This is a genomic window from Sphingobacterium siyangense (assembly GCF_007830445.1).
GTDB classification, from domain to species: domain Bacteria; phylum Bacteroidota; class Bacteroidia; order Sphingobacteriales; family Sphingobacteriaceae; genus Sphingobacterium; species Sphingobacterium siyangense.
Map to the genome: position 1 here is coordinate 27,381 of NZ_VLKR01000041.1, position 23,297 is coordinate 50,677.

The window sequence follows — 23,297 nt, forward strand, 5'->3', positions numbered from 1 at the left end:
CACATTCAATCCTAAAACATTCCTCCGGTTGCAATAGTTCCTTACTCAGCAAAAACAATATATATAAATTATTGATTGTTAAGAAGCAATTAGTTTGACGAAAATGCGCAATTAGCCGAAGCGTGTTACCTCTCGGTTTTCAAAGATCGCCCGGTAGACGACTTCCTGGGCTGATTATGAGTTATACGTTTACTAACCATTTACGACTTCTCCTCCATTGGGATGTAAAACTTGACCGCTCATAAAATGTGAATCTTCGCTGGCTAGAAATAGAAAGCTTGGCGCAATTTCATTAGGCATTCCTGCCCTGTTCATTGGAGAGTCGCTTCCAAATTCGGAGTTCTTTTTAGGATCAAAAGATGATGCTATCAATGGTGTCCATACCGGACCTGGAGCAACAGCATTGACCCGAATTCCTTTAACTATAAGATTTGCTGACAAACTCCGTGTGAACGAAATTATTGCACCTTTTGTTGCAGAATAATCGATCAACTTTGGACTGCCTCGATAGGCAGTGACCGAGGATGTATTAATTATGCTTGCTCCCTTCTTAAGATAAGGTATGGCATACTTCGTAACCCAGAAATAGGAAAAGAAATTATTCTGAAAAGTATTGATTAACTGCTCAGTGGAAATTTTCTCAATTGATTCTGTTTCCCAGTGAAGCCCCGCATTATTAACTATAATATCAATTTTCTTATGCGCTTTTATTGCAATTTCAATGACTTTTTTACAGTGATTTTCTTTTCGCAAATCACCTTTAATCAGCGCACATTTTCGAGAGAAGGATTCAACCTCTTTTTTGGTTTGTTTTGCATCTTTTGTTTCACTAAGATAGGCTATAACAATATCAGCACCCTCCTTCGCAAATAACAGAGCGACAGCTTTGCCGATACCGCTATCTCCGCCCGTAATCAATGCGACCTTATTTTTTAATTTTCCTTCTGCAGGATACTGTATTGGAGACGTGTCAGGAATTGGTACCATATTTATTTCCAATCCCGGTCGCTTTTGCTTTTGCAGCGGTCGAATCTTTTTACTTGCTTCTTTTTTCATGCTACTTCTTGTAAATAATTATAAGCAATTTCTGATTTCCGGTCCTCCTTCTATTCGACTACAACAAATAGTCGTTCTACCGAAGGACTATTTGTTGTATATCAAGAAATCAAGAAGGTACCTTTCTGGATTTTTCTCTCTCCCAAACACGGTGGCCTTTCATTACCGCTATAAAATCTTCTGTTAAATTGTCCTTGCTTTCGAAAATAACGCCTTTATCTTTTTTAATAAATGATCTTTCAGCTAACTCTTCAGCACCTTGTGCAAATGCCAAGGCCTTACAGTGTCGGTAACCTTCATTGATAAAATGAAGGTAATCGGCATTTTCCGCAAGAGTTTTGACCGATTCGCCTGCTGCTGTGTAGAATGCATCGTAACAAACTGATGCCTCCGTAAGATAGGAATGTTGGATATCTTCTTCTGTCCCTTCCTTGAACCGGATCTTTCCTACATGAGATGCGATTAGCACTGCTTGCGCCCCTTCCCTTTCGAGTGCTGTTTTCATTTTATCTATGGAGGATTTGCTAGCTCCATGATCAACAAGAAAAGCAACCTTTCTACTCTTGATCGTACCCTCGCCGTCTTTTACTTTCATACTCAAAGCAGCAGACTTTTCAACTTCGGGTTTGACTGGTTTAAGCGGATATTCGGGATGGTTCTGACGTGCAAATTTGAGGGTTAAAGGATCAAGTTCTTTTGGCGGTGTAAGCCCGAGGTTTGAACCAACATTTTTTGCTAATCCTTGGTCTATCTGGTTCAAAATAGCCAGTTCTCGCTTTCGTATATTGACATCATTTACTTTCGAAAGCTCAAAACTCAGGGCATTGACCATGTGATCCTGTTCTTCTGGGCTCTGTGAATTAAAAAATAGTCTTGCTTGTGTAAAGTGGTCTGCGAAGGAATCTGAGCGGGCCCTAATTTTCGAGCCATCAAAAGGTTGCTTATGGGATTCAAATCCTACTCCATCATTGAGCATTGCATGATAAGGACAGCCTGCAGCTTTACTATTAGGGAAATAACTCACGGCACCTGTAGGAATCTCAGACCGCGCAAAACCATCTTTTTGGTTATTATGTTTGCCGGTTACGGGACGATTGATAGGAAGCTCATGGAAATTCGGACCACCTAATCGATAATTTTGGGTATCCATATACGAAAATATTCGCCCTTGCAAAAGCGGATCATCCGAAACATCTATACCTGGCACTAACCTTCCGGGATCGAAAGCGGCTTGTTCGGTCTCTGCAAAAAAATTCTCTGGATTTCGATTTAGTGTCATCGTTCCGACAATCTGAACAGGCACCAGTTCCTCTGGGATAATCTTTGTCGCATCCAGAATGTCAAACGAATATTTAAATTCATCCGCTTCAGGAATCAATTGAACGCCGAGATCCCACTGCGGAAAATCGCCCCTTTCAATAGCTTCATAGAGATCTCTTCGATGAAAATCAGCATCAAATCCTGAGATCTTTTGGGCTTCGTTCCAAGCGACTGAATGTACTCCTAATCTGGGTTTCCAATGAAATTTAACGAATGTGCCTTTTCCTTGGGCATTCACAAATTTAAATGTATGGACACCAAAACCTTCCATCATCCTTAAACTTCGGGGTATTGCACGATCTGACATCGTCCACATGATCATGTGTGCAGATTCGGGCATCAGTGATACAAAATCCCAAAAGGTGTCATGTGCAGATGCCGCCTGAGGCATTTCGTTGTTCGGCTCTGGTTTTACGGCATGGATGAGATCTGGAAAATTCATCGCATCCTGAATAAAAAAAACTGGGATATTGTTTCCCACAAGATCGTAGTTACCTTCTTCGGTATAGAATTTAACAGAGAAACCTCGTACATCTCTAGCAAGGTCGGTAGAGCCTTTGAAACCTGCTACTGTGGAAAATCTAGTAAAAAGAGGCGTTACCGTTCCTTTTTTTAAAAATGCTGCGCTTGTATATTGAGATAGGTCAGCGGTCGCTTCGAAAATTCCATGAGCTCCTGATCCACGCGCGTGAACGACACGTTCTGGTATACGTTCGCGGTCAAAATGCATCAGCTTATCAAAATAAATATGATCCTGTTGTAATGATGGCCCCCGCTCACCCGCCTTTAATGTATTGTTGTTGTCGGAAATAGGCACACCATCATTGGTGGTCATAATCTGCTCGGAATTATCCACTAAATGCTGATCTATCTCAGCAGTTTTTAAATTCTTTTCTTTTTTCATATCTAATGCTCTTCTGGTTTGATCCATCAGGTGAACAAAACCAAAGTCTGAAAGGTTTGGCAGGTATTTACATTTGCCAGGATTACCGACAATTCTGACGCTATTGGCCTGAAGATGATGTATTGATTGCGTGTTAAATGGGCTTGTATTTGATTATTCTGGTTGAATAATCACAAAGTGTACAAACTTAAATTCATTTTTTATATCCTCACGAATCCGGCGTATCGCCTCGGTGATTTCCTCTGTTTCAAGATGATCTTCAAAATCAATAATAAGCATCAATACAACGTACTCTGGCGATTGATAAGTGGATAGTATGTTTTTAGTTTTTATAACAGCCGAATCCTTTTCAGCAAGCTGGGCAATTTTCAATCTTGTTTCTGAAGCAATTCCCTCTCCCATTAATAAGCTTCTGCTTTCTCTAGCCAATATAAAGGATACAAAAACCAACAACAAGCCTACGATTACTGAAGCTAGGCCATCTAATTCAGGAATCTGCAAGTAATGACTTAGTCCCATGAGTACCATAACGATTATTAGCCCTGCCACAGCTGCACCATCTTCAAAGACCACAAGGAAACTGGAAGGATCTTTACTCTTAATAATTGCATCCCACCACCCCATACCATTGCGGGTTTTATTGAATTCTTTTAAAGCAATAAAAAAAGAAGTTCCTTCAAAAATTAAGGAGAGTATGAGTACAATATAATTCCAAAAAGGATCGCTCATTAATTCGGGTTCCATGATATGAGCTACACCCTGGTAAATAGATAATGTACCACCAAGCCCAAAAATCAGAATGGAAACAACAAAAGACCAAAAGTATAGTTCTTTGCCATAACCAAAAGGATGAGACTGGTCGGGTGACCTCTTACTTCTTTTCAAGCCATAAAGTATGAGCAATTGATTTGCTGTATCTACCGTTGAGTGAATACCCTCTGAAATCATGGAGGAACTATTTGTAAATGCTCCTGCAATGAATTTAGTTAATGCAATTAATACATTCGCCGCGAGTGCACTGTATATTGATTTTTTATTACTGGTTTTTAATTCCGGATTATCCATGGAGGTTTTGATGCGTTTATTTCGTATATTTTTCAATTACTTTTTTGAGATCAATACCTTTACCAAGGACAGGCTTAAAAATATCACCTTCACTATTCATCCTTTCTATGGCATTCAAGAGATGAAAATCACTTATTTTCAGCCCCTTCTTAACTTCATCCCAATGAAGCGGCATAGATACCGTTGCACCGGGTTTAGGACGGACAGCGTAGGCTGCAGCAATGGTTGCATGGGGTCTATTCTGTAAAAAATCCAGATACATTTTTCCTTTCCGATCCTTAATGGACCGTTCTAAACTGGTGAACTTGGGCAACTCATTATGAACTAATGTGACAATCACCCTGGCAAATTCCTTGGACTGATCATAGGTGTATTTCCCCCCGAGCGGAATATAGATGTGAAGGCCAGTAGAACCGCTGGTCTTACAATAACTTGGAACGCCCATATCATCTAGGATGCTCTTCGTTACCTGTGCTGCCTCAACGACCTGATTAAAGGAATTTTTATCCGGGTCTAAATCGATAATACAGAATGATGGATTTTCGGGCTTTTTGACCGTACTACTCCAGGGGTTCATCTCAATGCAGCCAAGATTGACCATGTAAAGCAGTGTCGCTTCATCTTTTCCGACCAAATAATGCTTATCCTTGTTATCAGTCTCGCTATGGTAAAGATATGTCTCCGCCCAGTCCGGAGCAGTATCCGTTACGTTCTTGAAATAGAAACCTTCACCTTCAATACCATCGGGAAATCTGTTCATGCTTTGGGGACGATCTTTTAGATAAGGCAATATAAATGGAGCTGCCTGATAATAATAATTGATAAGATCTCTTTTTGTTATTCCCTCTTTTGGCCAAAAGATCTTATCTAGGTTCGTGAATTTTAACTCATGCCCATTGATCTTTTTGACCTGCGTATTATCTTTCGGATTCAATAGGGTCTTACGCTCACCTTTACTTCGTGGAGTAATCATTTTATCTTCCATGTCATTAACGAATTCTGCTATAGGAGATTCCTCCTCCAAAATAACTTTCTTAGGACTTTTGTCCTCGCGTATTCCATCAAAAGAAGGATGCCGCATTACGCCATCACTTGTCAATTCCGTAAAACTAACCTCACAGACGAGCTCGGGTTTAAGCCAGGTCACCGAGGCGTGTGGTGGATTGGGTCTAAAGCGTGATGGTTTGTTTAAATCTGGTTCTTCACTGAAAGGCGTTTTAGAAATGATCAGCGGTTTAAAACGCTGCATCATCTGCTTCTGTAATTTTTCATTGAAACCTGTACCGACTTTACCTGTATAGACTAATTTTTTTCCTTCATAGACACCTACAAGAATACTACTGAATAACTTACTGGAGTTATCATTCAGCGTGTATCCGCCTATCACGACCTCCTGCCTTTTATTCGCCTTGATCTTTAGCCAGTCCTTTGAACGGTTATGAACATGGTATATACTATCTTTTCGTTTGGCCATAATTCCTTCAAGGCCCAGTTTCCTGGCTTCTTCGAGGAACTGGGTTCCCGAAGTTTCAAAATGTTCACTGACTAGAATGCTTTTCTGTTCTGGTAAGATTTCCTTTAATATAGTTTTACGTTCAAGCAGCGTAAGATCTTTTAAATCTTGCCCATTGCACCAAAGGATATCAAATACGTAATAAACTAGATCGCCATCTGCTTCACTGCGCCAATTTTGTAAAGACCCGAAATTGGCCTTTCCGTTTTCACCAAGCACCACTACTTCCCCGTCCAATATAGCATTTAATCCAAGCTCCTTTAAATTCTCATAAATGGGATAGAATTTTTCATTATAGCTTTTATCGTTGCGGGAATTCAATTCCACTTCCCCTTTGTTCATAAAAGCTACCGCCCGATACCCATCCCATTTTACTTCATAGATCCAGTCTTCATCATCAAAAGGCTTATCGACCAATGTGGCAAACATGGGCTCAATGTGGGAATAGAATTTTTGCTTTGGTGTATTTTTTAATAAATCTTGAAGATCTGTTTTCTTCGGAGATTTATTTTTAGGAACTGCATCAAGCTGATCATTGATAAGCTCAGATGCTTTGGCTTTTACGGAGCGTTTATCTTTAACGGTACTGTCTTTTTTAATGATACGTTCTCCATATACATGATCTGGAGATTGCTCCATCTGCGCAATGGATTTGCCAGATAGCACCGACTTATCTTTCATCGTAATGTCTTCTTCACTAGCATATTTATCATCCAGTTTCATCAGCAGCCAGCCGTTATCTCCCCTGCCGTGGGCTTTAACAAGAGCAAATTCGCCTTTGAGTTTTTTGCCATTGAGTTTGAATTTTAGCTTACCAGAATACAGCTGATGTAAAAGTTCTTTTTCTTGTTTCGGAACGTCCTTAAAATCGCCCTCAGCAGGTTCATAGGTTCCTTCGTCCCAGACAATAACTGTACCGCCGCCGTATTGCCCTTTTGGGATGATTCCTTCAAAATTCCGATAATCATAGGGGTGGTCTTCAACCATCATAGCAAGACGTTTTACACCTGGATCAACTGAAGGCCCCTTAGGTACCGCCCAGCTTTTTAAAACACCATCCATTTCAAGACGAAAATCATAATGCAGATGTGAAGCATCGTGTTTCTGAACCACAAAGCGTAATTCTGTTCCACTTGGTTTCCCGCCAAAGGGTTCCGGGGTTTTCTCTTCGGTACGCTTTTGCCGATATTTAGTTAATCCCGTAACTGTATCTTTAGATGATCTGTTTCTAGCTGTTTTTCCCTTTTTTGATTTATTATCGGCCATGATCGGTATTTTAAAAATTAATATATTGGTAAATAATAAAATGCATATTACGCTACCAGTTAATTCGATTTTGATATAGCACAAAACTCAATACGAAATGGTTTTCTCTCATTTAGCAAATTGCTTTTTATGGCCTGATAAATACTAATCTGAACAATATTGGTGTGCGAAAGGTTACGCTAACAGGATTATACCAAACCTAAGAAGAGAATATCGCTTTCGCTTTTATATGGTAACAGTTAAATATCTTTTATTGAACTAAAGTGGTTTGGGCTGGGTTATCTATGCAATAACACTTAAAATTTTTATTATGGCAACTACGAAATCTGTACCGGCAAAAAATGCCACAAAAAAACCTTCTGGTAATACCGGAAAAATGAAAGACAGTGAATTCCACGAGTTTTTTGTCGATGAACTAAAAGACATTTATTGGGCCGAGAAACACTTAGTGAAAGCTTTACCCAAAATGCAGAAAGCTGCAACTAGCGAAAAACTCGCCGCTGCTTTTGAAAAGCATACCAAGGAAACTCAGAAACATATAGAAACTCTTGAACAGGTATTTGAGCAATTGGGAGAAAAAGCTGTTGCTAAAAAATGTGACGCTATGCAGGGTCTGCTTGATGAAGCCGATTCGATCATTTCTGACACAGAAAAGGATACTTTTACCAGAGATGCAGGCCTCATCCTTGCTGCACAGAAAGTAGAACACTACGAGATCGCTACTTACGGTACTCTTCGCACATTTGCAGAAACGATGGGACACGACGATGTAGCTTCACTGCTCCAAAATACCTTAGACAATGAGAAGGATACCGACGAAGCATTAACAGGGATAGCAGGCGGTTTCGTAAACGACAAGGCTGTCCAAGAATAGTTGAAATACAGCAAAAACCTTGGCCAACAGCTAAAGGCTTTTTACGAAAACAATGCGAGGTATATAGTTGTTATATATATTCTCAACTATATTAAGTAAAATTCATGTATGAAGGTCGGACTTGATAATCCGACCTTCATTAATGTTTAGCAAACGCCGAAAATTAGACTTGCCAAAATGAACCGCCTTTAAGACTCGTCTTTAGTGTTCTTCACAAGACTTATTCCTGATGAGAAGAAAATAAGCGCCAAAATGCCGACTACTGCCAAATTCGTATAGGCATTACTTTTCATGATCAGTTCATAGCCGGTATAGATTAGTCCTACAATACCCAATACTGTGAGAATAGTTCCAAATATTCTTTTTACGTTCATGATGAATATATTATTTTTTTGAATCCTTTTTGCCTGAAAATTTTTCTATTTCACCCTCAAGCTCCTGCTTTTAATTACTGATATAACACGTCTCAAAAACAAATAGATTGCTTTTGTAAAATAAATTATTGGATTGCTAAAAAAACAAAAATGGCATACGACTGTTAGAATTATCGCAGATCAAAATTCCAAAATTTATGACCTGAGATAAGATCACTATAACTTTAACTTTCAATTTGTAAGATTATGAATGGTATTATTTTTCATGGTACTGAGATTCATTATGGCGGCATAGCTGAGTTCTTATTCAGCCCGGAAATTGGTTATAATGCGATGCCAGCAATTATCGAATTCCTTGGCGGCGAAAAAGCCTATGCCGAAATTATGCATGCTCTTCCTTTAGAGATCACGATTACGGTGGGTGAACATTCAACCGGGAAGGAAGAGAAAGTCCCCCAGGAAACCTGGCTACTTCGCTATGATAAAAAAGAGGACAATTGGAAAATAGTTGAAAAGCTGCAGCCAGGATGAACCTTCGTCGGAGTGCAATCATGTTCAGTTGATGAACATACGATTTCCGCAAAGGACTATTGTTTTGAAAGTATACGAAAGAAAGGCTGACCTTAAAAGGTCAGCCTTTCGCAAATATCAAACTAAACTGAAACGTTAGCTCTTGTTTTATTTGTAGGGATTGTCAATTTAACCGGTAGACCTTAAGCTGTTTTTGCAGCTTTTTTCTTACCATATGGATTCGAGTTTTTATTGTACCTTCTGGCATATCAAAATAGGATGCAATTTCATGGTATTTATAACCATCTAAAAACAAACGAAAAATTTCATAGTTTTCCGCCGTTAAGCTGTTCATCGCCCGTTCGATATCTTCGGCCATAAACTTATTGATCCCTTTGTTGAGTTCTATTGTATTTGTACTTTCCAAGACCACATATTGATCTTGAATTTCGGTGGTACGCTTTGCTTTTCTATACTTATTGATGTAAGTATGTTTCATAATTACATATAACCAGCTCATTAGCTTCGGATGCTGAACAAAATTGTCTATGGACTTCAATGCGCGTATCCAAGTTTCTTGGATCAGGTCTTCCTTTTCATCCGGATCAGCAGTAAATTTAGCAGCAAAATGATGAAGTAAACTTCTTTTTTCGTTGATGAGTACATTTAAATTGTGGTTGTTCATAACTTATCCTCTTTCTTTATTCAACTGATTGTTTAAAATGATTTTACAAGAAAAGGATAACAAGAAGAGTGCTAATTTTGAGGGCCAATTTGCCCGTAAAATAAATTGCATCGTTAGCGGTAAAAATACGTTGTCCTTATTTACAAAGCCTATTAAGCAAATTTTAATGGATTTTTGCCCTTAATTTTAAATACAGATAAAAAAATAAGCAAATAATAAAAAAAGACAATAGGGTATTTATATATGGGAAATGTTATAAATACGTTGATTCTAAAGTGTTATTTGCAAACCAGTTTGGTAGTCGGCCGCTGACAACTGTACACCTTATTAATAACTAACAACTGACGATTGATAACGAACAACTAACGTTTAAATTTTATCCATTCAAACCATAATCCATCGAAGGCTGTTCTACTGCAAAAACAAATATATTATGGGAAATTTATTATATATCATTGCTGTTATTTTAGTCATTATTTGGGCGTTTAGTTTCTTTGGAGGTTATGCTACAGGTAATATAATTCACGTTTTATTAGTTATCGCCATTATTGTCGTTCTGTTACGTGTCATCCGAGGGGCTGCTTAACGCGATATAAAAATCTGATGTATGGTATATAAAAATTTTTATATACCATACATCTAGATAGAAATATAGACCTGACCTGACCAAGGCTTTAGCGATGCGACAGTGATTTGAGCATAATCAGTATCTGACAAAACCGCGGCATCCATTTCATTCGTATTAAATATAATTTTCCATTGCAGATCTTCAGGCAGCGTTACCTGTTGTACAGTGGCAGAAAAATTCATCAGTACAAATAAAGAACTATCGCTTTTCTTCATCGCTAAGATAAGTACTTTTTGCTCCGGGAGGCATTTGGCCGTCATTTCATCGCGCTGTATATTTTTCAGCACAGGATTGGTTTTACGGAATGCTATCAGGGATCTATAATAATATAAATGTTTCTGATGGACCTCGCTATCCTGTTCGTCCCAATTCAAAACGGTATTCCTAAATATCGTCTCGTCCTGCGGATCGAGAAATTCTGAATCTTCAAAAAAATCTTCAAACTCTTTTTTTCTTCCCTGTCTCACCTGCTCTACAAGTTTGGGGTCACTATGACTGGTAAAATAGGGAAAAGCTCTTTCTGTACCCCATTCTTCTCCCATGAATAGTAAAGGAAGATACGGGGATATGAACACGGCAAAGGCCATAAGTCGCGTTGTTTCTACAGGATAGAGTGAAGCCGCGCGATCGCCCATCATCCTATTGCCGACTTGATCATGATTCTGGCAGAAAACTATAAAATGATCCCCTTTGATACCGAGAGTGTCCGTTCCAAAGAATTTTTCCCGATGGGGAGAATAGTTACCATCGAATACATATGCTTTTTCATAAGCTTTTGCGAGATCGGCCAATCCACTAAATTCCTCATAGTACCCTTTTTTGGGTTCGCCCACGCTTACTCTTAAAGAGTGGTGAAATTCATCTAGCCATTGTGCGTCCATCCCGAAACCATTTTTCGCTAATGGGTCTAAAAATCGTCTATCGTTGAGATCGCATTCAATAAAAAGAAAATGGCTTTTTTCGGATTTAGCAATAATTTCATCCGTTTCCTTACGAATTTGCTGAAGGATATGAACAGCGTTAAAATCCTTGATTGCATGTACCGCATCCAAACGCAGCGCATCGATATGAAAGTCTTCAAACCACATGCGTACATTGTTCAGTACCAAATCCCGCTGTCCATGACAATAGCTATCGTCATAATTCAGCGCATTACCCCAGGGCGTATGGTATTTGTCGGTAAAATATGGGCCATAATTCGAGAAATAGTTTCCCTCTGGCCCGAGGTGATTATAGACAACATCCAAAATTACCGCAATATTGGCCTCATGACAGGAATTCACAAGCCTTTGAAATTCCGAAGCGCCACCATAGGAATGCTGCACTGCAAAAGGAAAAACACCATCGTAGCCCCAATTTCTTTCACCAGGAAACTGTGCAACAGGCATAATTTCAATAGCAGTGATCCCCAAATCTTTCAGATAGGGAATCTTTTTGATAACACCATCAAAATCATGGGATGAGGTAAATGTTCCTACATGAAGCTCGTAAATAATAAAATCAGACAATGCTGGAGGCCGATAGTCATTATCGGTCCAAGAAAAAGTAAGATCAACGACTTTTGAGGGACCATGTACACCTTCTGGCTGGGAGAGCGAAATCGGATCCGGCAATTCGTTGCCATCGACACTGATCCAGTATAAATCTCCAGCTGTTAACAAATCAGTCTCCGCGTACCAATAACCATATTGTTGGGGCTTAAGCGCGATCTCCATATCTTTTTGATAAAATCGGCAAAGCACATTCTTTGCCATTGGAGCCCATACGCGAATCTGCCAAAGGTCACCATTGCGACGAATACCCAATTGTTGAATTCCTGTCTTGCTCATATATATCCCCACTTTATTGTGACTGAAATAAAAGTATAGAACGTGAGGGCACTAAAATAGCATCTCCTGCTGAATAGTTTCCAAAGCTTTCTATCGTATCATTATTCGTATCTAAGATCTTAAACCAACCAGCCCCATAATTTTCACCGGGGAGCGTGTAGGTTACATCTTCCCAATACGCATTAAATAACAGGTAAAAATTAGCATCCACGATTTTCTTTCCATCGGTATCTACTGATCTAATTCCCGCACCGTTTAAAAACACAGCGAGTGAGCGCGCATAGTCTTCCTGCCAGTGATGATCATCCATCTCAGATGCATCTGGAAGAAACCATACGATATCTTCAACACCTGTACCGCGGATAGGCAATCCTTGAAACCATTTGCGACGACAGAATACCGGATGTTCTCGCCTAAAATGGATCAATTTTTTAGTGAAGTCCAATAAAGATACGTCCACATTGTCCCAGTTGAGCCATGAAATCTCATTGTCCTGACAATAGGCGTTATTATTGCCCTGCTGTGTTCGCCCATGTTCATCGCCAGCGACAAGCATAGGTACTCCCTGGGAAAGAAATAATGTGACGAGCATGTTTCTTTTTTGTTTTTCTCTTAGGTTATTTACCGTAGAATCATCTGTAGGTCCTTCTGCCCCACAGTTCCAGGAGCGGTTGTGGCTTTCTCCATCTTTATTATCCTCACCATTAGCTTCATTGTGCTTTTCGTTGTACGATACCAGATCGTGGAGCGTAAATCCGTCATGAGCAGTAATGAAATTTATACTGGCGGAAGGTGTACGATTGTCTCCCCGGTATAAATCGGACGATCCAGTCAGGCGATTAGCAAATTCAGCGATCATACTGTCCGCTCCGATCCAATAATCGCGGATACAGTCACGATACTTTCCATTCCATTCGGCCCAACCGGCGGGGAACTCGCCGACCTGATACCCTCCTTCTCCAATATCCCATGGTTCGGCAATTAGTTTAACCTGTGAGATCACGGGATCCTGATGGATAACGTCAAAGAAAGAGCTCAATTTATCTACGTCATGGAGCTCCCGCGCTAATGCTGATGCCAGATCAAAACGGAATCCATCAACGTGCATTTCCTGCACCCAATAGCGTAAACTATCCATGATCAACCGTAGTACGTTAGGCTGGCGGGTATTCAATGTATTGCCTGTTCCAGTAAAATCCATATAATAACGTGGATCTTCAGCCAAACGATAATATGAAGCATTGTCAATTCCTCTAAAAGAGAGTGTTGGCCCCATTTCATTTCCTTCTCCAGTATGATTGTAAACGACATCAAGGATAACTTCTATCCCTGCCCCATGAAGTGCCTTTACCATTTCCTTGAATTCCACGACCTGTTCTCCATGGGTACCTGAAGCAGAGTAGCGTACATCAGGGGCAAAAAAACCAACACTGTTATATCCCCAATAGTTAGTTAGTCCTTTATCCTGTAGGTGACGGTCTGTAATAAAATGGTGTATAGGCAATAATTCTATTGCAGTGATCCCCAATTCCTTTAAGTAATTTATGGTGACAGGATGCGCCAAGGCAGCGTATGTTCCTCTTATTTCTTCGGGAATCTCCGGATGAGTTGCTGTAAAACCTTTTACATGTGTTTCATAAATCACACTTTGGTGCATCGGTATACGCGGAGGATGGTCGTCCCCCCAATCAAAATGACCGTCTATAACTACGGATTTCGGGACGAAAGGAGCGCTATCAGTTGTATCCAAACTCAAATCGTCCTCTCCTATATTGTACGCAAATAAAGCATCATTCCATTGTACGACACCCGAAATTGCTTTTGCATAGGGATCAATCAGTAATTTATGCGGGTTAAAACGATGCCCCTGGGCCGGATCGTAAGGACCATGCACACGATAACCGTATAGTTGTCCTGGTTTAATTCCCGAAACATAAATATGCCAAACTTGATGCGTCTTCTCCGTTATTTTAAATTTCTCGATTTCTTGTTGGTTCGAACTATCATAGAGATAAAGTTCGACAGCTTCGGCATTTTCGGAGAAAAGGGCAAAGTTAACCCCTTCTCCATCGTAAGTTGCGCCTAAAGGATAAGGGCTTCCAGTATTGATTTTTGTTTCCATCTTTATGTTTAACGGTTGTATAATTTTGTATAATCATTTAATCTCGCCTGAAGTTTTGGAGAAAAAGCCCTTTTCTGCATGCGCCACAGCCAATTTCCGGTCGTACTGGCAGGTCGGTTCATACGACACGATCCATCAAGATTGAGGATATCTTGCATCGCAACAATGACTGTATCTGCGACAGAAGCGTAAAGTGATCGTATGAGGACCTCATTTACATTTCCACTGTCAACAATTTGTCCAAAATAGGTATTGATATTTATTTTACTCGATGATTTAAGATCTTCACCATACCAAGAAAGTGTCGTATTATTATCGTGTGTTCCAGGATAGGCAACAGAATTTCTGCAATAATGATGTGGAATATGTGGTGAATGTGCCATATCGTTATCAAAAGCGAACTGTAAAACCGCCATGCCCGGAAAGTTGTATTGATCGCGCAGATCATATACCTTCGCATCGATATCTCCAAGATCTTCAGCGATAAAAGGCATGTCATCTAAATGAACTTTTACTTGATCAAAAAAATCCGAACCAGGACCTGTTGACCAACGTCCATTCTTGGCGGAAGTTTCTTCAAAGGGAACTTCCCAATAGGAAGAAAATGCCCTAAAATGATCGAGCCGTAACCTATCAAACAGCGCGCAATTGTGTGACAGTCGCTCAATCCACCATTTGTAGCCATCTTTTTTGAGCGATCCCCAATGATAAGTCGGCATTCCCCATAATTGCCCCGCTGCATTAAAGTAATCAGGCGGAACCCCAGCAACATTTTTAATAATACCATTTGCTCCTATGGAAAAATAGTGCGGATTGGCCCAAACATCGGCAGAATCATAGGCAACATAAAATGGGATATCACCGATAAATCTTATGCCATAATCGTATGCGTACTTTCTTATGGCATCCCATTGTCTGAAAAATAGGTATTGAAACCATTTTTCCTTTCGCAATTCATCTGCGAATTCAATTGCAAAATCGTTAAGTGCGGCGCTGTCGCGATGTTTGTATTGTGTTGGCCAATCGTACCAAGGACGATTCCCATGTCTGTTTTTTAGAACTTTGAAAAGCGCATAATCCTTAAGCCACGAAGATTCACGGTCTACAAATTCGGAGAAATCAAGCGCATGTTGAACAGAAAGACGATTAAATGCCTTCTCCAAAAGTTTGTATTTTGTGAACACTATAGCAGCAAAGTCTATTGTTTTAGAACTATTTCTTTTTAAAGTCTTTAGTTCCCCTCTTTCCAATAAGCCAAATTCTAGTAATTCGTTTAAATCGATGAATAACGGATTACCTGCTCTACTACTTAGGGTGCTGTAAGGAGAATGGTTTTGCTCAACATCTGTCGGCCCTAAAGGAAGTACCTGCCACCAGCTTTGGCCGCTATAATGCAGCTGTTTAACAAAACGACGAGCTCCGGATCCCAAATCACCAATTCCATAGGATGATGGCAATGAGCTGATATGCATCAAAACACCCGCACTACGCTTAGGTGGGGCACTTTTGTATTTTAAAATAGCCATTGGAAGATCCCTAAAAATGGCATTCACTGAAATTTCTGTGCCTTCGCCCACTATGTCAAATAGCATGTGATGCCAGGTCACGGAATGATTTACGGAAAGATGAACGCTCGTATCTGCCCAGTCAAATGAGCCAGGTACGAATTTGGAGATTTTACCGATAGCAGCCAAGTGTAGCGGAAGTACTACGATCATCCAATCATCGCCAGATCTACGCGCGAATGCCAAAATATGTTTACGATAACGACCGCTTACTTTTAATGGAATATAACTGCTATCTGATGCAAGTGCAGCATCATGCTTTCTGAGTTTTACCAATTCCCTAACTAACCATAGCTTAATTGTCCCATCGTATCTATTTTGCCATAATTGTCTAATTCGACTGTCGTTGGGCATATTTTCAATAGCCTTCAGCAGATTTTCACTTAATTGATAATCTATCGGTCGTCGATTGTCGGGATCAACAAAACTATGGTTCCAGAGTTCCGACCCCTGGTAAATATCAGGTACACCGGGACAAGTAAATTTCAAGATTTGCTGTGTAAGCGAGTTTAAAATCCCGAAATCAGCTACCGCTTCAATAAATTGATAAAAGCTCGTAAAAAATGGACGATCTTTATCAAGCAAAAAAGAGGCAAATTCCCGAACAGCGTCTTCATAGGTTAAATTTGGATTTTCCCAGCTCGAGCGCTCTTTCCCTTCGCGTAGATATTTAACCATGTAGTCCAAAAAACGTTTTTCAAATACGTCATATGCTTCTCCATGCTGTTTTTCCATTGGATATGAGGCTACCAGCGACTGATAAATAAAATATTCATCATTCGGATGTGGGAGGTCTTTTCGATATTCATTCCAAACCACATCTTGCCAGATCTGAACCTGTTTAACCCATTTCTGAGCCATAGCAGTGAGGACTAATAAGCGACTTCGCGAATCCTCACCACGTTTGGTATCGTGTGTAGAACTTGCATTGATGGACAGTGGCCAAAATTTTTGCCTTTCCTGCATTAATCTGTGGAATTTCTTTTTACTTAGCCCCCAGTTATCCGGATGATCGCCGACTTCATTGTGTCCTATAAAACGGTTGTATGTATACATTAACGTATCTTCCACACCCTTAGCCATTACTGGGCCCGCCAACTGCATACATCGGAGAAAAAAATCAGCCACAACAGTATGGCTCAGCGATTTTGAATCTGCCTGTGCTTGCTCAAACAGTTCTCGAAATTGATTAACCAGCTTTTGATCGAGCTCGGGCTTTCGGGTCAACTTTTTAAAAAGAGAAGACAGCAGATCAAAATTGTTTGCCACCAGTGGAAAGCTTTCGTCATATAATCGATAAACAGGGAAAAATCCTAGAAAAGAGGTTAGAATATCTTTTAAAGGCCCTAGCTTATTCGGACTTTTAACGGCTAAAAGTGATGCCAATGACCGGGCCAGGTTATTAAGCTCGCCCTGCATGTATTCATCGAGAATTATGCTCTTTTTTATATACTGTTGTTTTTTAATGGATAGATTTTCTCCAATGACTTTTCTATAATACTTATCCAATATTTTCTTTCCCGATTTACAGGAGCAAACATTATTGGAAACCGACAAAAAATCGTAGCCTGTTGTTCCCTGTATAGGCCATTCGAGTGGAAGTTTCTCCCTCTGTTCAAGTATTTTTTCAGCAACGATATAAGTTTGTGGACCGATTAATTTCCTCAAATTAAATAAATAGTCAGTAGGTTTATAAAGTCCATCAATATGATCAATCCTTAATCCATCAAACAGTTCTTCATCGACAAGTTTTTTTATCAGCTTATGAGACTGCTCAAATACATGTTTGTCTTGTACATTTAAACAAATCAATTCATTGACCGTAAAAAAACGTCTAAAATTTATACGTTGATTTGTAAACCACCAAGGACAAAGCTCATAAATCTGACTAGCTACCAGTTCGTGAATACTTTCCAGATTATTATTAAATTGATCAAGGACATGCTTTAATTTCTCATTAGAAAGGTTCTTAAAAATATGGACACGCAGCTGTCTCCATTCCTCGACATCTCCATTAGCTTGAACCGTATTTATTTGAACCAGAAGTCCACTAAAATCCGATTGGCTCTCTTTTAAATAATCATTAAGGACGAAAAAATAGGATTCAGGGGAAAGTGGATAAAGGTTTTCCTGATAAGAAAGCCGAAGACTATCGTCTGAGAAAACGACAGCAATTTCATGGTTTGAAATCGCTTCGTCTAAAGTCTTAGACAAGATAGGCACCATTAACTTTCCTTTCTCGAATAAATTGGAACTATAGCAGGTATCAAAAAAATGGCTAAATTTTGATGTCTGTCCAAATTCGAGCAGATTCATTAGCCATTCATTCGAGGGATGAAACGCCATATGGTTAGGAACAATATCCTGTAACCATTTGATATGATATTCACTTAACTCTTTTTTAATGGATCTCAGCTCGTCCAGCGTACCAAGTTCACTATTTATTTTATTCAAATTTGTGCCGTCATAACCATGCATACTCCCTGGTGTTGACTGAAAAATAGGTGCAGCATAAATTGTATCGATGCCCAGGTCTCTTAAGTAAGGAATGATTCTTTTGAAGTCGGAAAAGTTAAATTCTTTGTGAAACTGAATTCTGTAAGTAGTCTTTGGTGTATTTATAGATACATTTCTATTCATCTGCATGGCTCGCTGAATTTCATTTTAGATCAGAACGTCGGCCAGCAATTTTAGTTCATACGAATTTCAAAAAAGAGAGATGGAAAAAGGTCTAAGAAATCTGAAAATACTGCAGAAAAAAAATAATTTAAAATTAAAACGAATCTTTTTGAGCTACGTTCTACCTATACCTCTTCAATAATTGCAGTTTATAAAATAATATAAAATGAAAAAAATAGGAATTACGTTTTCTGCTTTTGATCTGCTCCATGCAGGTCACATTAAAATGCTCGAAGATGCCAAAGAACATTGCGACTTTCTGATCTGCGGCCTACAAACCGATCCAACACTTGATCGTCCAGAGAAAAACAAACCAACACAATCTGTATTTGAACGCTATATGCAATTAAAGGCATGTAAACATGTAGATATGATTATTCCATATGCAACAGAACAGGATCTGGAAGATGTACTACGTTCGTTCAAAATACATGTGCGGATTTTAGGCGATGAATATATGGATAAAGCATTTACAGGAAGGCAATATTGCGAAGAAAAAGGAATAGAATTGTATTTCAATAGACGGGAAAACAGGTTTTCGAGTTCTTCTTTACGCCGAATAATTGCATCGAAAGAAAGAGTCAGTCCGGGTTCTGTCGTGAACATAAATGAGGGAGTTAACTACGCCTTAAAACGTATAAATGCATAAACTAATAATGAATATATGAACGTAGGTATTATTTTCGGCGTATTCGACATGTTACATGTGGGCCATATTGTTGCACTACAGGAAGCTAAGAGCAAATGTGATTATTTGGTTGTAGGACTTAAAACCGATTCAAACATACAGAATGCTGAATCCCAAGATGCAGCACAAACAATGGTTGAACGGTTTATCAAATTGGAGGGTTGTCAATTTGTTGATGAAATTATTCCTTTTGAATCGGATAAAGACATCACGGATATGCTTCAGTCGCTGCCCATTCACAAGTATTTTATAGGTGAAGAATATAAATTGGTCGATTTTTCAGGAAAGGATTATTGTATCTCGGAAGGAATCGAAATATGCTATACCAAAAACAAAAATAGGTTCTCGAGCCAATCACTTCGAAAAACTGTAAGTGATAAAGAAGCCGAAAAAGGGAGAAAATGCTTTTCAGCACAATCTGACATGCTATCCCTAAATCAACGTATACCTCAATTTTAAAGGTGTCAATATATCGGTAGCGATAAGTAGAAAGCTTGTAAATAACAATAATATCGTTAGATATGGAAAAAATCAATATTGGTATTATTACGAATTTGAGAAAGCTACTGTTCGCCTACCGTATACTTTTTTCTGAGCATATACAAAGTCCCGCAAATATTGTACTTGAAGCAACTTCTATTGATTCTATCAGCAGCAATTCTTACATCAATGAAAGGCCAGAATTGCTGTTGATAGATTATCGCCTCGTATTTAAAGACACAGCACTTTTCTTTTCGTTTGTAAATTATTTTTATCCCGACACGGTCGTTTTACTCATTGTACATCAAACTTTTCTTGGGGAAGCAAAGCGATGTACAAATTATGTCCAATCGGTTTTATCCCCTAACCTGGACATTAATCAACTTTTTATGCTTATAAGAAATTCAGTTTTACAGTCTAACATTGTTAAACAGTGAATTCCCTTTTTTTAAACTAGATCATAATTCACAAAGAGTTAGATAATCATTTTTTATAAAAAATAGATGTGTAATTTAGATACTGAGCTATATATTAATACAATGGGGATTTTCTCGATTTGTAAGCTATCATTTATATGTATTCTACTAATAGGCCTATTATCACAGGCTTTTGGTCAGTCAGTTGTGGATATTCGAAAAATAATGCTTTTATAGCTTTCGTTTATCGCTTTCAATGACAATAAATTCTGGTAAATATTCAGGTGTACAACCTTTTGAAACCATTTTCCCTTTATAAAGTCCAGTTTTTTCGCCAAGTGCTATACAACGATTTCGATATTTTTTTTCATAAACTCCAATCCAACCTGTTGTGAAATTCATTGCCCATTGCACTTCCGGCTCTTCTTTTTCAATTTTACTTTCAATTTTAGTAAGTAATTCTTCGCTGTTGGGTTGTGGTTGTCCAGTCCAGCGCAAACGGCCTTGAAAATACCAATAAATTCGTCTTTTTAGCGAGGACTGGTTATCTGCCCAACTTTCTATTAAAGCAATTGTCTTTTTGTCTTTTGTTAGTTGGTTCGCCATGAGCCAATCAATCATTTGAAGTTTCTCGTTTTCGTTATGTTGCTTAATGTCCGCAATTAATTGATCAATCACTTCTTCGGTTAAAAGTTTCTTGTCCATAATCAAGATTGCCAATTGACGAGCAAAAAAAAGCTTGGATGACCAAAGTTCCATTGCCAATTCGTGGTCTTTTTTAATATCCTTGGCAACAATTCGTAAGTCTCCAAGTTTCGTGTTCTTTTCAGTGATCTTTGTCAGTATATTTTCTAATTTATGTGAAAGTTTCATTTCAGTCCTGTTATTTGTTTGACGTCATTTTCACGGTTGCTTGTAACGGTTCGGCAGCTTGGTGAAGACGGCCCTTTCGCAGCACCAACATGTCAAGCTACGACATAAGTTCTTTTAGAGCCGAAAAGTTTCTGCCCCAAGTCCTCCCCGCTTTTGGCAATACTATTCTATTTCATCAGAATTCGATTTAGTAAATTTTCTAGATTCTTTAAATCAACTTCTTGGTTGATTTATCACTAAACTCTCTTTCTGTTAAAGAAAGCACATTGACGTAATTATAATAATGTCCCATAGTTTTTTAGATTTAAATTGTGAAGATATTATTTATTTTGGTTGAGCTTTGGTTTAAAATTACAGCCAACGGGTCGCGTATTGGCGATAGCCGCGGATTAGAAATCCTTCAATCTTTCAAGAACCTAAGCAACAGCCTTTTATTATCTTTTAAATTTATAAAAAAGGAAAGATAAAAAGCCATTTCGACTAAAAAAGAATAAAATGATAATGTTCAGTATAAAATGTGCAAATCTTGCCATAAGATAAGAGTATTGATTTAGCATTTTGATTACTTTGTATAGTACCTAAAGTCACAAAATATGAACACAAAATTTGAGGCAGGAATTAATATTGCCCTAAAAATTCCCAAAAGCAAATATGAAAAGACAGTCGTTTTTTATAGGGATGTTTTAAAGTTTAACGTGGAGGAAAAGCCGATTAACAACCCAACTGTGTCGAGGACATGTGAAGTAAAATTCGGCAATAATATTATATGGCTTGACTGTGTGGACAATTACACACATTCTGAAACTTGGTTACAGCTTATGGTTCCTGACGTAGAAATGGCGACAGCATATTTACTATCCAACGGGGTGGAAACCTGTGATGAAATTGAAGAATTACCGGAAAATATGCATTGGATTACTGACCCAGCCGGGACGGTATTCAACCTACAAAAAACGCAAAAAAAATAACGAAATCCACTGGGTAGCGTATTTTACAGATTTAAACAATTTTATTGCTGAATGGTATTATTTTTCATGGCACCGAGATTCATTATGGCGGCATAGCTGAGTTCTTATTCAGCCGGGAATTGGTTACAAGGCGATGTCAGCAATAATCGAATTCCTTGGTGGCGAAAAAGCCTATGCCAAAATTATTCCCGCACTTCCTTCAGAGATCACGATTACGCTTGGTGAACATTCAACCGATAAAGGAGAGAAAATCTCTCCAGAAACCTAGCTACTTCAATACGATAAAAAAGAGGACAATTGGAAAGGAAGTTATCTGTTAAGGATAGTCTTCAAAATGTGCAGATTCATTTCTGTCAATCCGCTATAAGGAGATGTCAATACTAACCTTGATTTTAATGCTTGTTGGGACCAAAATTAAGGGAACTAGTGCAAATCCAACTTGCGGATGAACTAAATAGTTTATTAGATATAAACTTTAAATTTGATTTTGACTGATCAGAATCCTGTAGATTTTTCCAGACTTATTGGGACCAAATAACAGTTTGGCAAAATGATAGGGAACTATTCTTAAAAGGGCTTTCTCGCAAAGGCTACATACCAGGAGGAGTGCGATAGGTCATGATTTCCGTACCATTAGACTTTTTCACAATCTCCTTTGTATTTCTAAGTATTAATGTATGACTTCCAAGTTTGCTATATGATACAAAGTCTCCATCCGGAGTTTGTTTGCATATAACAAACATATGCCAGCCACCATCTGCCGGAAGGGAGATAATAACCTTTTTCCCAGACTTCAATTCATTTTCTATCGTTTGAAAAAGGCTGTCCACAGGAAAGCTAGAATCTCGGGGTAAAACAAATTTTTGAGTAAAAGTAATACCGTATAATTCTTTATTGTCAAAATCCCGGAAAGAACCATCTGCTTTGTTTTGCCATTTAATTTGTAAGCCGTAAAAATCAAAATCCACCACTTTGTAATACTTTAAGATCATTTCGATAGCAGATGGAATGCAAGACATTTGAAAGAGTTGATTGTGGTTATTTATGACAGTATCAAAAAACTCAAAATTATCGTCTTTATGTGTTTGAGCGTTCGAATGAAAAACAAAAGATGTGGACATTAACACAACTAAACTTAAGAGAACTTTTTTCATAATTTAAATTACTTTTGATTGTAAGATAAGATAATACTTCACTACAAATGAGGTGCAATGCTGTACGTCATGATTTCTGTACCGTTAGACTTTTTCACAATTTCTTTTGTATTTCGAAATATCGTTGTATGGCTGCCGTACTTGCTGTAAGAAACAAATTCGCCATCCGGAGTTTGTTTATAGACGACAAAAATGGACCAACCTGTTTCCACCTGAAGTGCGATAATTACCTTTTGGATATACTTGAACAAGCTGACCCCTCAAAATTGAAATAGAATTAGGGATGCGTAGTGCGTTTAAAGCTGTTATTCAACTGCCATACTGGCTG

19 protein-coding genes are annotated in these 23,297 nt (G+C 38.6%); 7 read left to right on the plus strand and 12 right to left on the minus strand.

The genetic code is table 11. The features are described 5' to 3' along the window. Nucleotides 1–192: 192 nt before the first annotated feature. From IQ31_RS24355 to ligD, 4 genes are all read right to left on the minus strand, one after another. Entirely contained in the window at nt 193–1,056 is an 864-nt protein-coding gene (locus tag IQ31_RS24355; RefSeq protein WP_145330719.1) for an SDR family oxidoreductase, read from the minus strand. A gap of 109 nt (nt 1,057–1,165) precedes the next feature. Next, entirely contained in the window at nt 1,166–3,280 is a 2,115-nt protein-coding gene (locus IQ31_RS24360; RefSeq protein ID WP_075994852.1) for a catalase, read from the minus strand. Nucleotides 3,281–3,433: 153 nt separating this feature from the next. After that, on the minus strand, nt 3,434–4,345 hold the full coding sequence (locus IQ31_RS24365) for a cation diffusion facilitator family transporter (RefSeq protein ID WP_088163585.1): 912 nt from the start codon (nt 4,343–4,345) through the stop codon (nt 3,434–3,436). 16 nt (nt 4,346–4,361) lie between these two features. Beyond that, nucleotides 4,362–7,124: a DNA ligase D gene (gene ligD / locus IQ31_RS24370; RefSeq protein ID WP_145330721.1), complete on the minus strand. Its 2,763-nt coding sequence runs from the start codon at nt 7,122–7,124 to the stop codon at nt 4,362–4,364. Between the two features lie 310 nt (nt 7,125–7,434). On the opposite strand from ligD, the gene IQ31_RS24375 reads away from it, so the two are divergent. Then, nucleotides 7,435–7,998, plus strand: a complete 564-nt coding sequence (locus IQ31_RS24375) for a YciE/YciF ferroxidase family protein (protein WP_075993107.1) — start codon at nt 7,435–7,437, stop codon at nt 7,996–7,998. A 188-nt stretch (nt 7,999–8,186) separates the two neighbouring features. On the opposite strand, the gene IQ31_RS24380 is transcribed toward IQ31_RS24375, so the two are convergent. Continuing rightward, nucleotides 8,187–8,372 carry a hypothetical protein gene (locus IQ31_RS24380; protein ID WP_075993108.1) on the minus strand — a complete coding sequence of 62 codons (186 nt, stop codon included), beginning with the start codon at nt 8,370–8,372 and terminating at the stop codon, nt 8,187–8,189. Between the two features lie 246 nt (nt 8,373–8,618). Here IQ31_RS24380 and IQ31_RS24385 point away from each other — a divergent pair, with 246 nt between their 5' ends. Then, nucleotides 8,619–8,903: a hypothetical protein gene (locus IQ31_RS24385; protein ID WP_075993109.1), complete on the plus strand. Its 285-nt coding sequence runs from the start codon at nt 8,619–8,621 to the stop codon at nt 8,901–8,903. A 163-nt stretch (nt 8,904–9,066) separates the two neighbouring features. Here the strand turns inward: IQ31_RS24385 and IQ31_RS24390 are convergent, their stop codons facing one another. Then, on the minus strand, nt 9,067–9,567 hold the full coding sequence (locus tag IQ31_RS24390; protein ID WP_075993110.1) for an RNA polymerase sigma factor: 501 nt from the start codon (nt 9,565–9,567) through the stop codon (nt 9,067–9,069). Nucleotides 9,568–10,000: 433 nt separating this feature from the next. Here IQ31_RS24390 and IQ31_RS24395 point away from each other — a divergent pair, with 433 nt between their 5' ends. After that, a complete protein-coding gene (locus IQ31_RS24395; RefSeq protein WP_120333750.1) occupies nt 10,001–10,153 on the plus strand; it encodes a lmo0937 family membrane protein in 153 nt (50 codons plus the stop codon). Between the two features lie 53 nt (nt 10,154–10,206). On the opposite strand, the gene treZ is transcribed toward IQ31_RS24395, so the two are convergent. The 3 genes from treZ to treY are packed head-to-tail and all read right to left on the minus strand — an operon-like array spanning nt 10,207 to nt 18,357. Then, nucleotides 10,207–12,024 (minus strand): malto-oligosyltrehalose trehalohydrolase, encoded by a 1,818-nt coding sequence (gene treZ / locus IQ31_RS24400; protein WP_145330723.1) that lies wholly within the window; start codon nt 12,022–12,024, stop codon nt 10,207–10,209. 13 nt (nt 12,025–12,037) lie between these two features. After that, nucleotides 12,038–14,146, minus strand: a complete 2,109-nt coding sequence (glgX, locus tag IQ31_RS24405) for a glycogen debranching protein GlgX (RefSeq protein ID WP_145330725.1) — start codon at nt 14,144–14,146, stop codon at nt 12,038–12,040. 8 nt (nt 14,147–14,154) lie between these two features. Continuing rightward, the gene (treY, locus tag IQ31_RS24410) at nt 14,155–18,357 is read right to left on the minus strand and encodes a malto-oligosyltrehalose synthase (protein WP_145330727.1); all 4,203 of its coding nucleotides are present in this window, start codon (nt 18,355–18,357) and stop codon (nt 14,155–14,157) included. Nucleotides 18,358–18,556: 199 nt separating this feature from the next. On the opposite strand from treY, the gene IQ31_RS24415 reads away from it, so the two are divergent. Together IQ31_RS24415 and IQ31_RS24420 are read left to right on the plus strand one after the other, a co-directional pair. Beyond that, nucleotides 18,557–19,039, plus strand: a complete 483-nt coding sequence (locus IQ31_RS24415) for an adenylyltransferase/cytidyltransferase family protein (protein WP_083663667.1) — start codon at nt 18,557–18,559, stop codon at nt 19,037–19,039. Between the two features lie 15 nt (nt 19,040–19,054). Then, on the plus strand, nt 19,055–19,537 hold the full coding sequence (locus IQ31_RS24420) for an adenylyltransferase/cytidyltransferase family protein (RefSeq protein ID WP_145330729.1): 483 nt from the start codon (nt 19,055–19,057) through the stop codon (nt 19,535–19,537). A gap of 668 nt (nt 19,538–20,205) precedes the next feature. Here IQ31_RS24420 and IQ31_RS24425 read toward each other — a convergent pair. Further along, on the minus strand, nt 20,206–20,847 hold the full coding sequence (locus tag IQ31_RS24425) for a DNA alkylation repair protein (protein ID WP_075993115.1): 642 nt from the start codon (nt 20,845–20,847) through the stop codon (nt 20,206–20,208). A gap of 593 nt (nt 20,848–21,440) precedes the next feature. Between IQ31_RS24425 and IQ31_RS24430 the strand changes: the two genes are divergently transcribed. Together IQ31_RS24430 and IQ31_RS28130 are read left to right on the plus strand one after the other, a co-directional pair. Next, a complete protein-coding gene (locus IQ31_RS24430) occupies nt 21,441–21,815 on the plus strand; it encodes a VOC family protein (RefSeq protein ID WP_075993116.1) in 375 nt (124 codons plus the stop codon). Nucleotides 21,816–21,948: 133 nt separating this feature from the next. Then, complete coding sequence (locus IQ31_RS28130; protein WP_257786995.1) at nt 21,949–22,083, plus strand: hypothetical protein; 135 nt, start codon at nt 21,949–21,951, stop codon at nt 22,081–22,083. Between the two features lie 322 nt (nt 22,084–22,405). Here the strand turns inward: IQ31_RS28130 and IQ31_RS24435 are convergent, their stop codons facing one another. Both IQ31_RS24435 and IQ31_RS24440 read right to left on the minus strand, forming a co-directional pair. Further along, the gene (locus IQ31_RS24435) at nt 22,406–22,969 is read right to left on the minus strand and encodes a hypothetical protein (protein WP_145330731.1); all 564 of its coding nucleotides are present in this window, start codon (nt 22,967–22,969) and stop codon (nt 22,406–22,408) included. A gap of 41 nt (nt 22,970–23,010) precedes the next feature. Next, the gene (locus IQ31_RS24440; RefSeq protein ID WP_145330733.1) at nt 23,011–23,220 is read right to left on the minus strand and encodes a hypothetical protein; all 210 of its coding nucleotides are present in this window, start codon (nt 23,218–23,220) and stop codon (nt 23,011–23,013) included. Between the last annotated feature and the right edge of the window lie 77 nt (nt 23,221–23,297).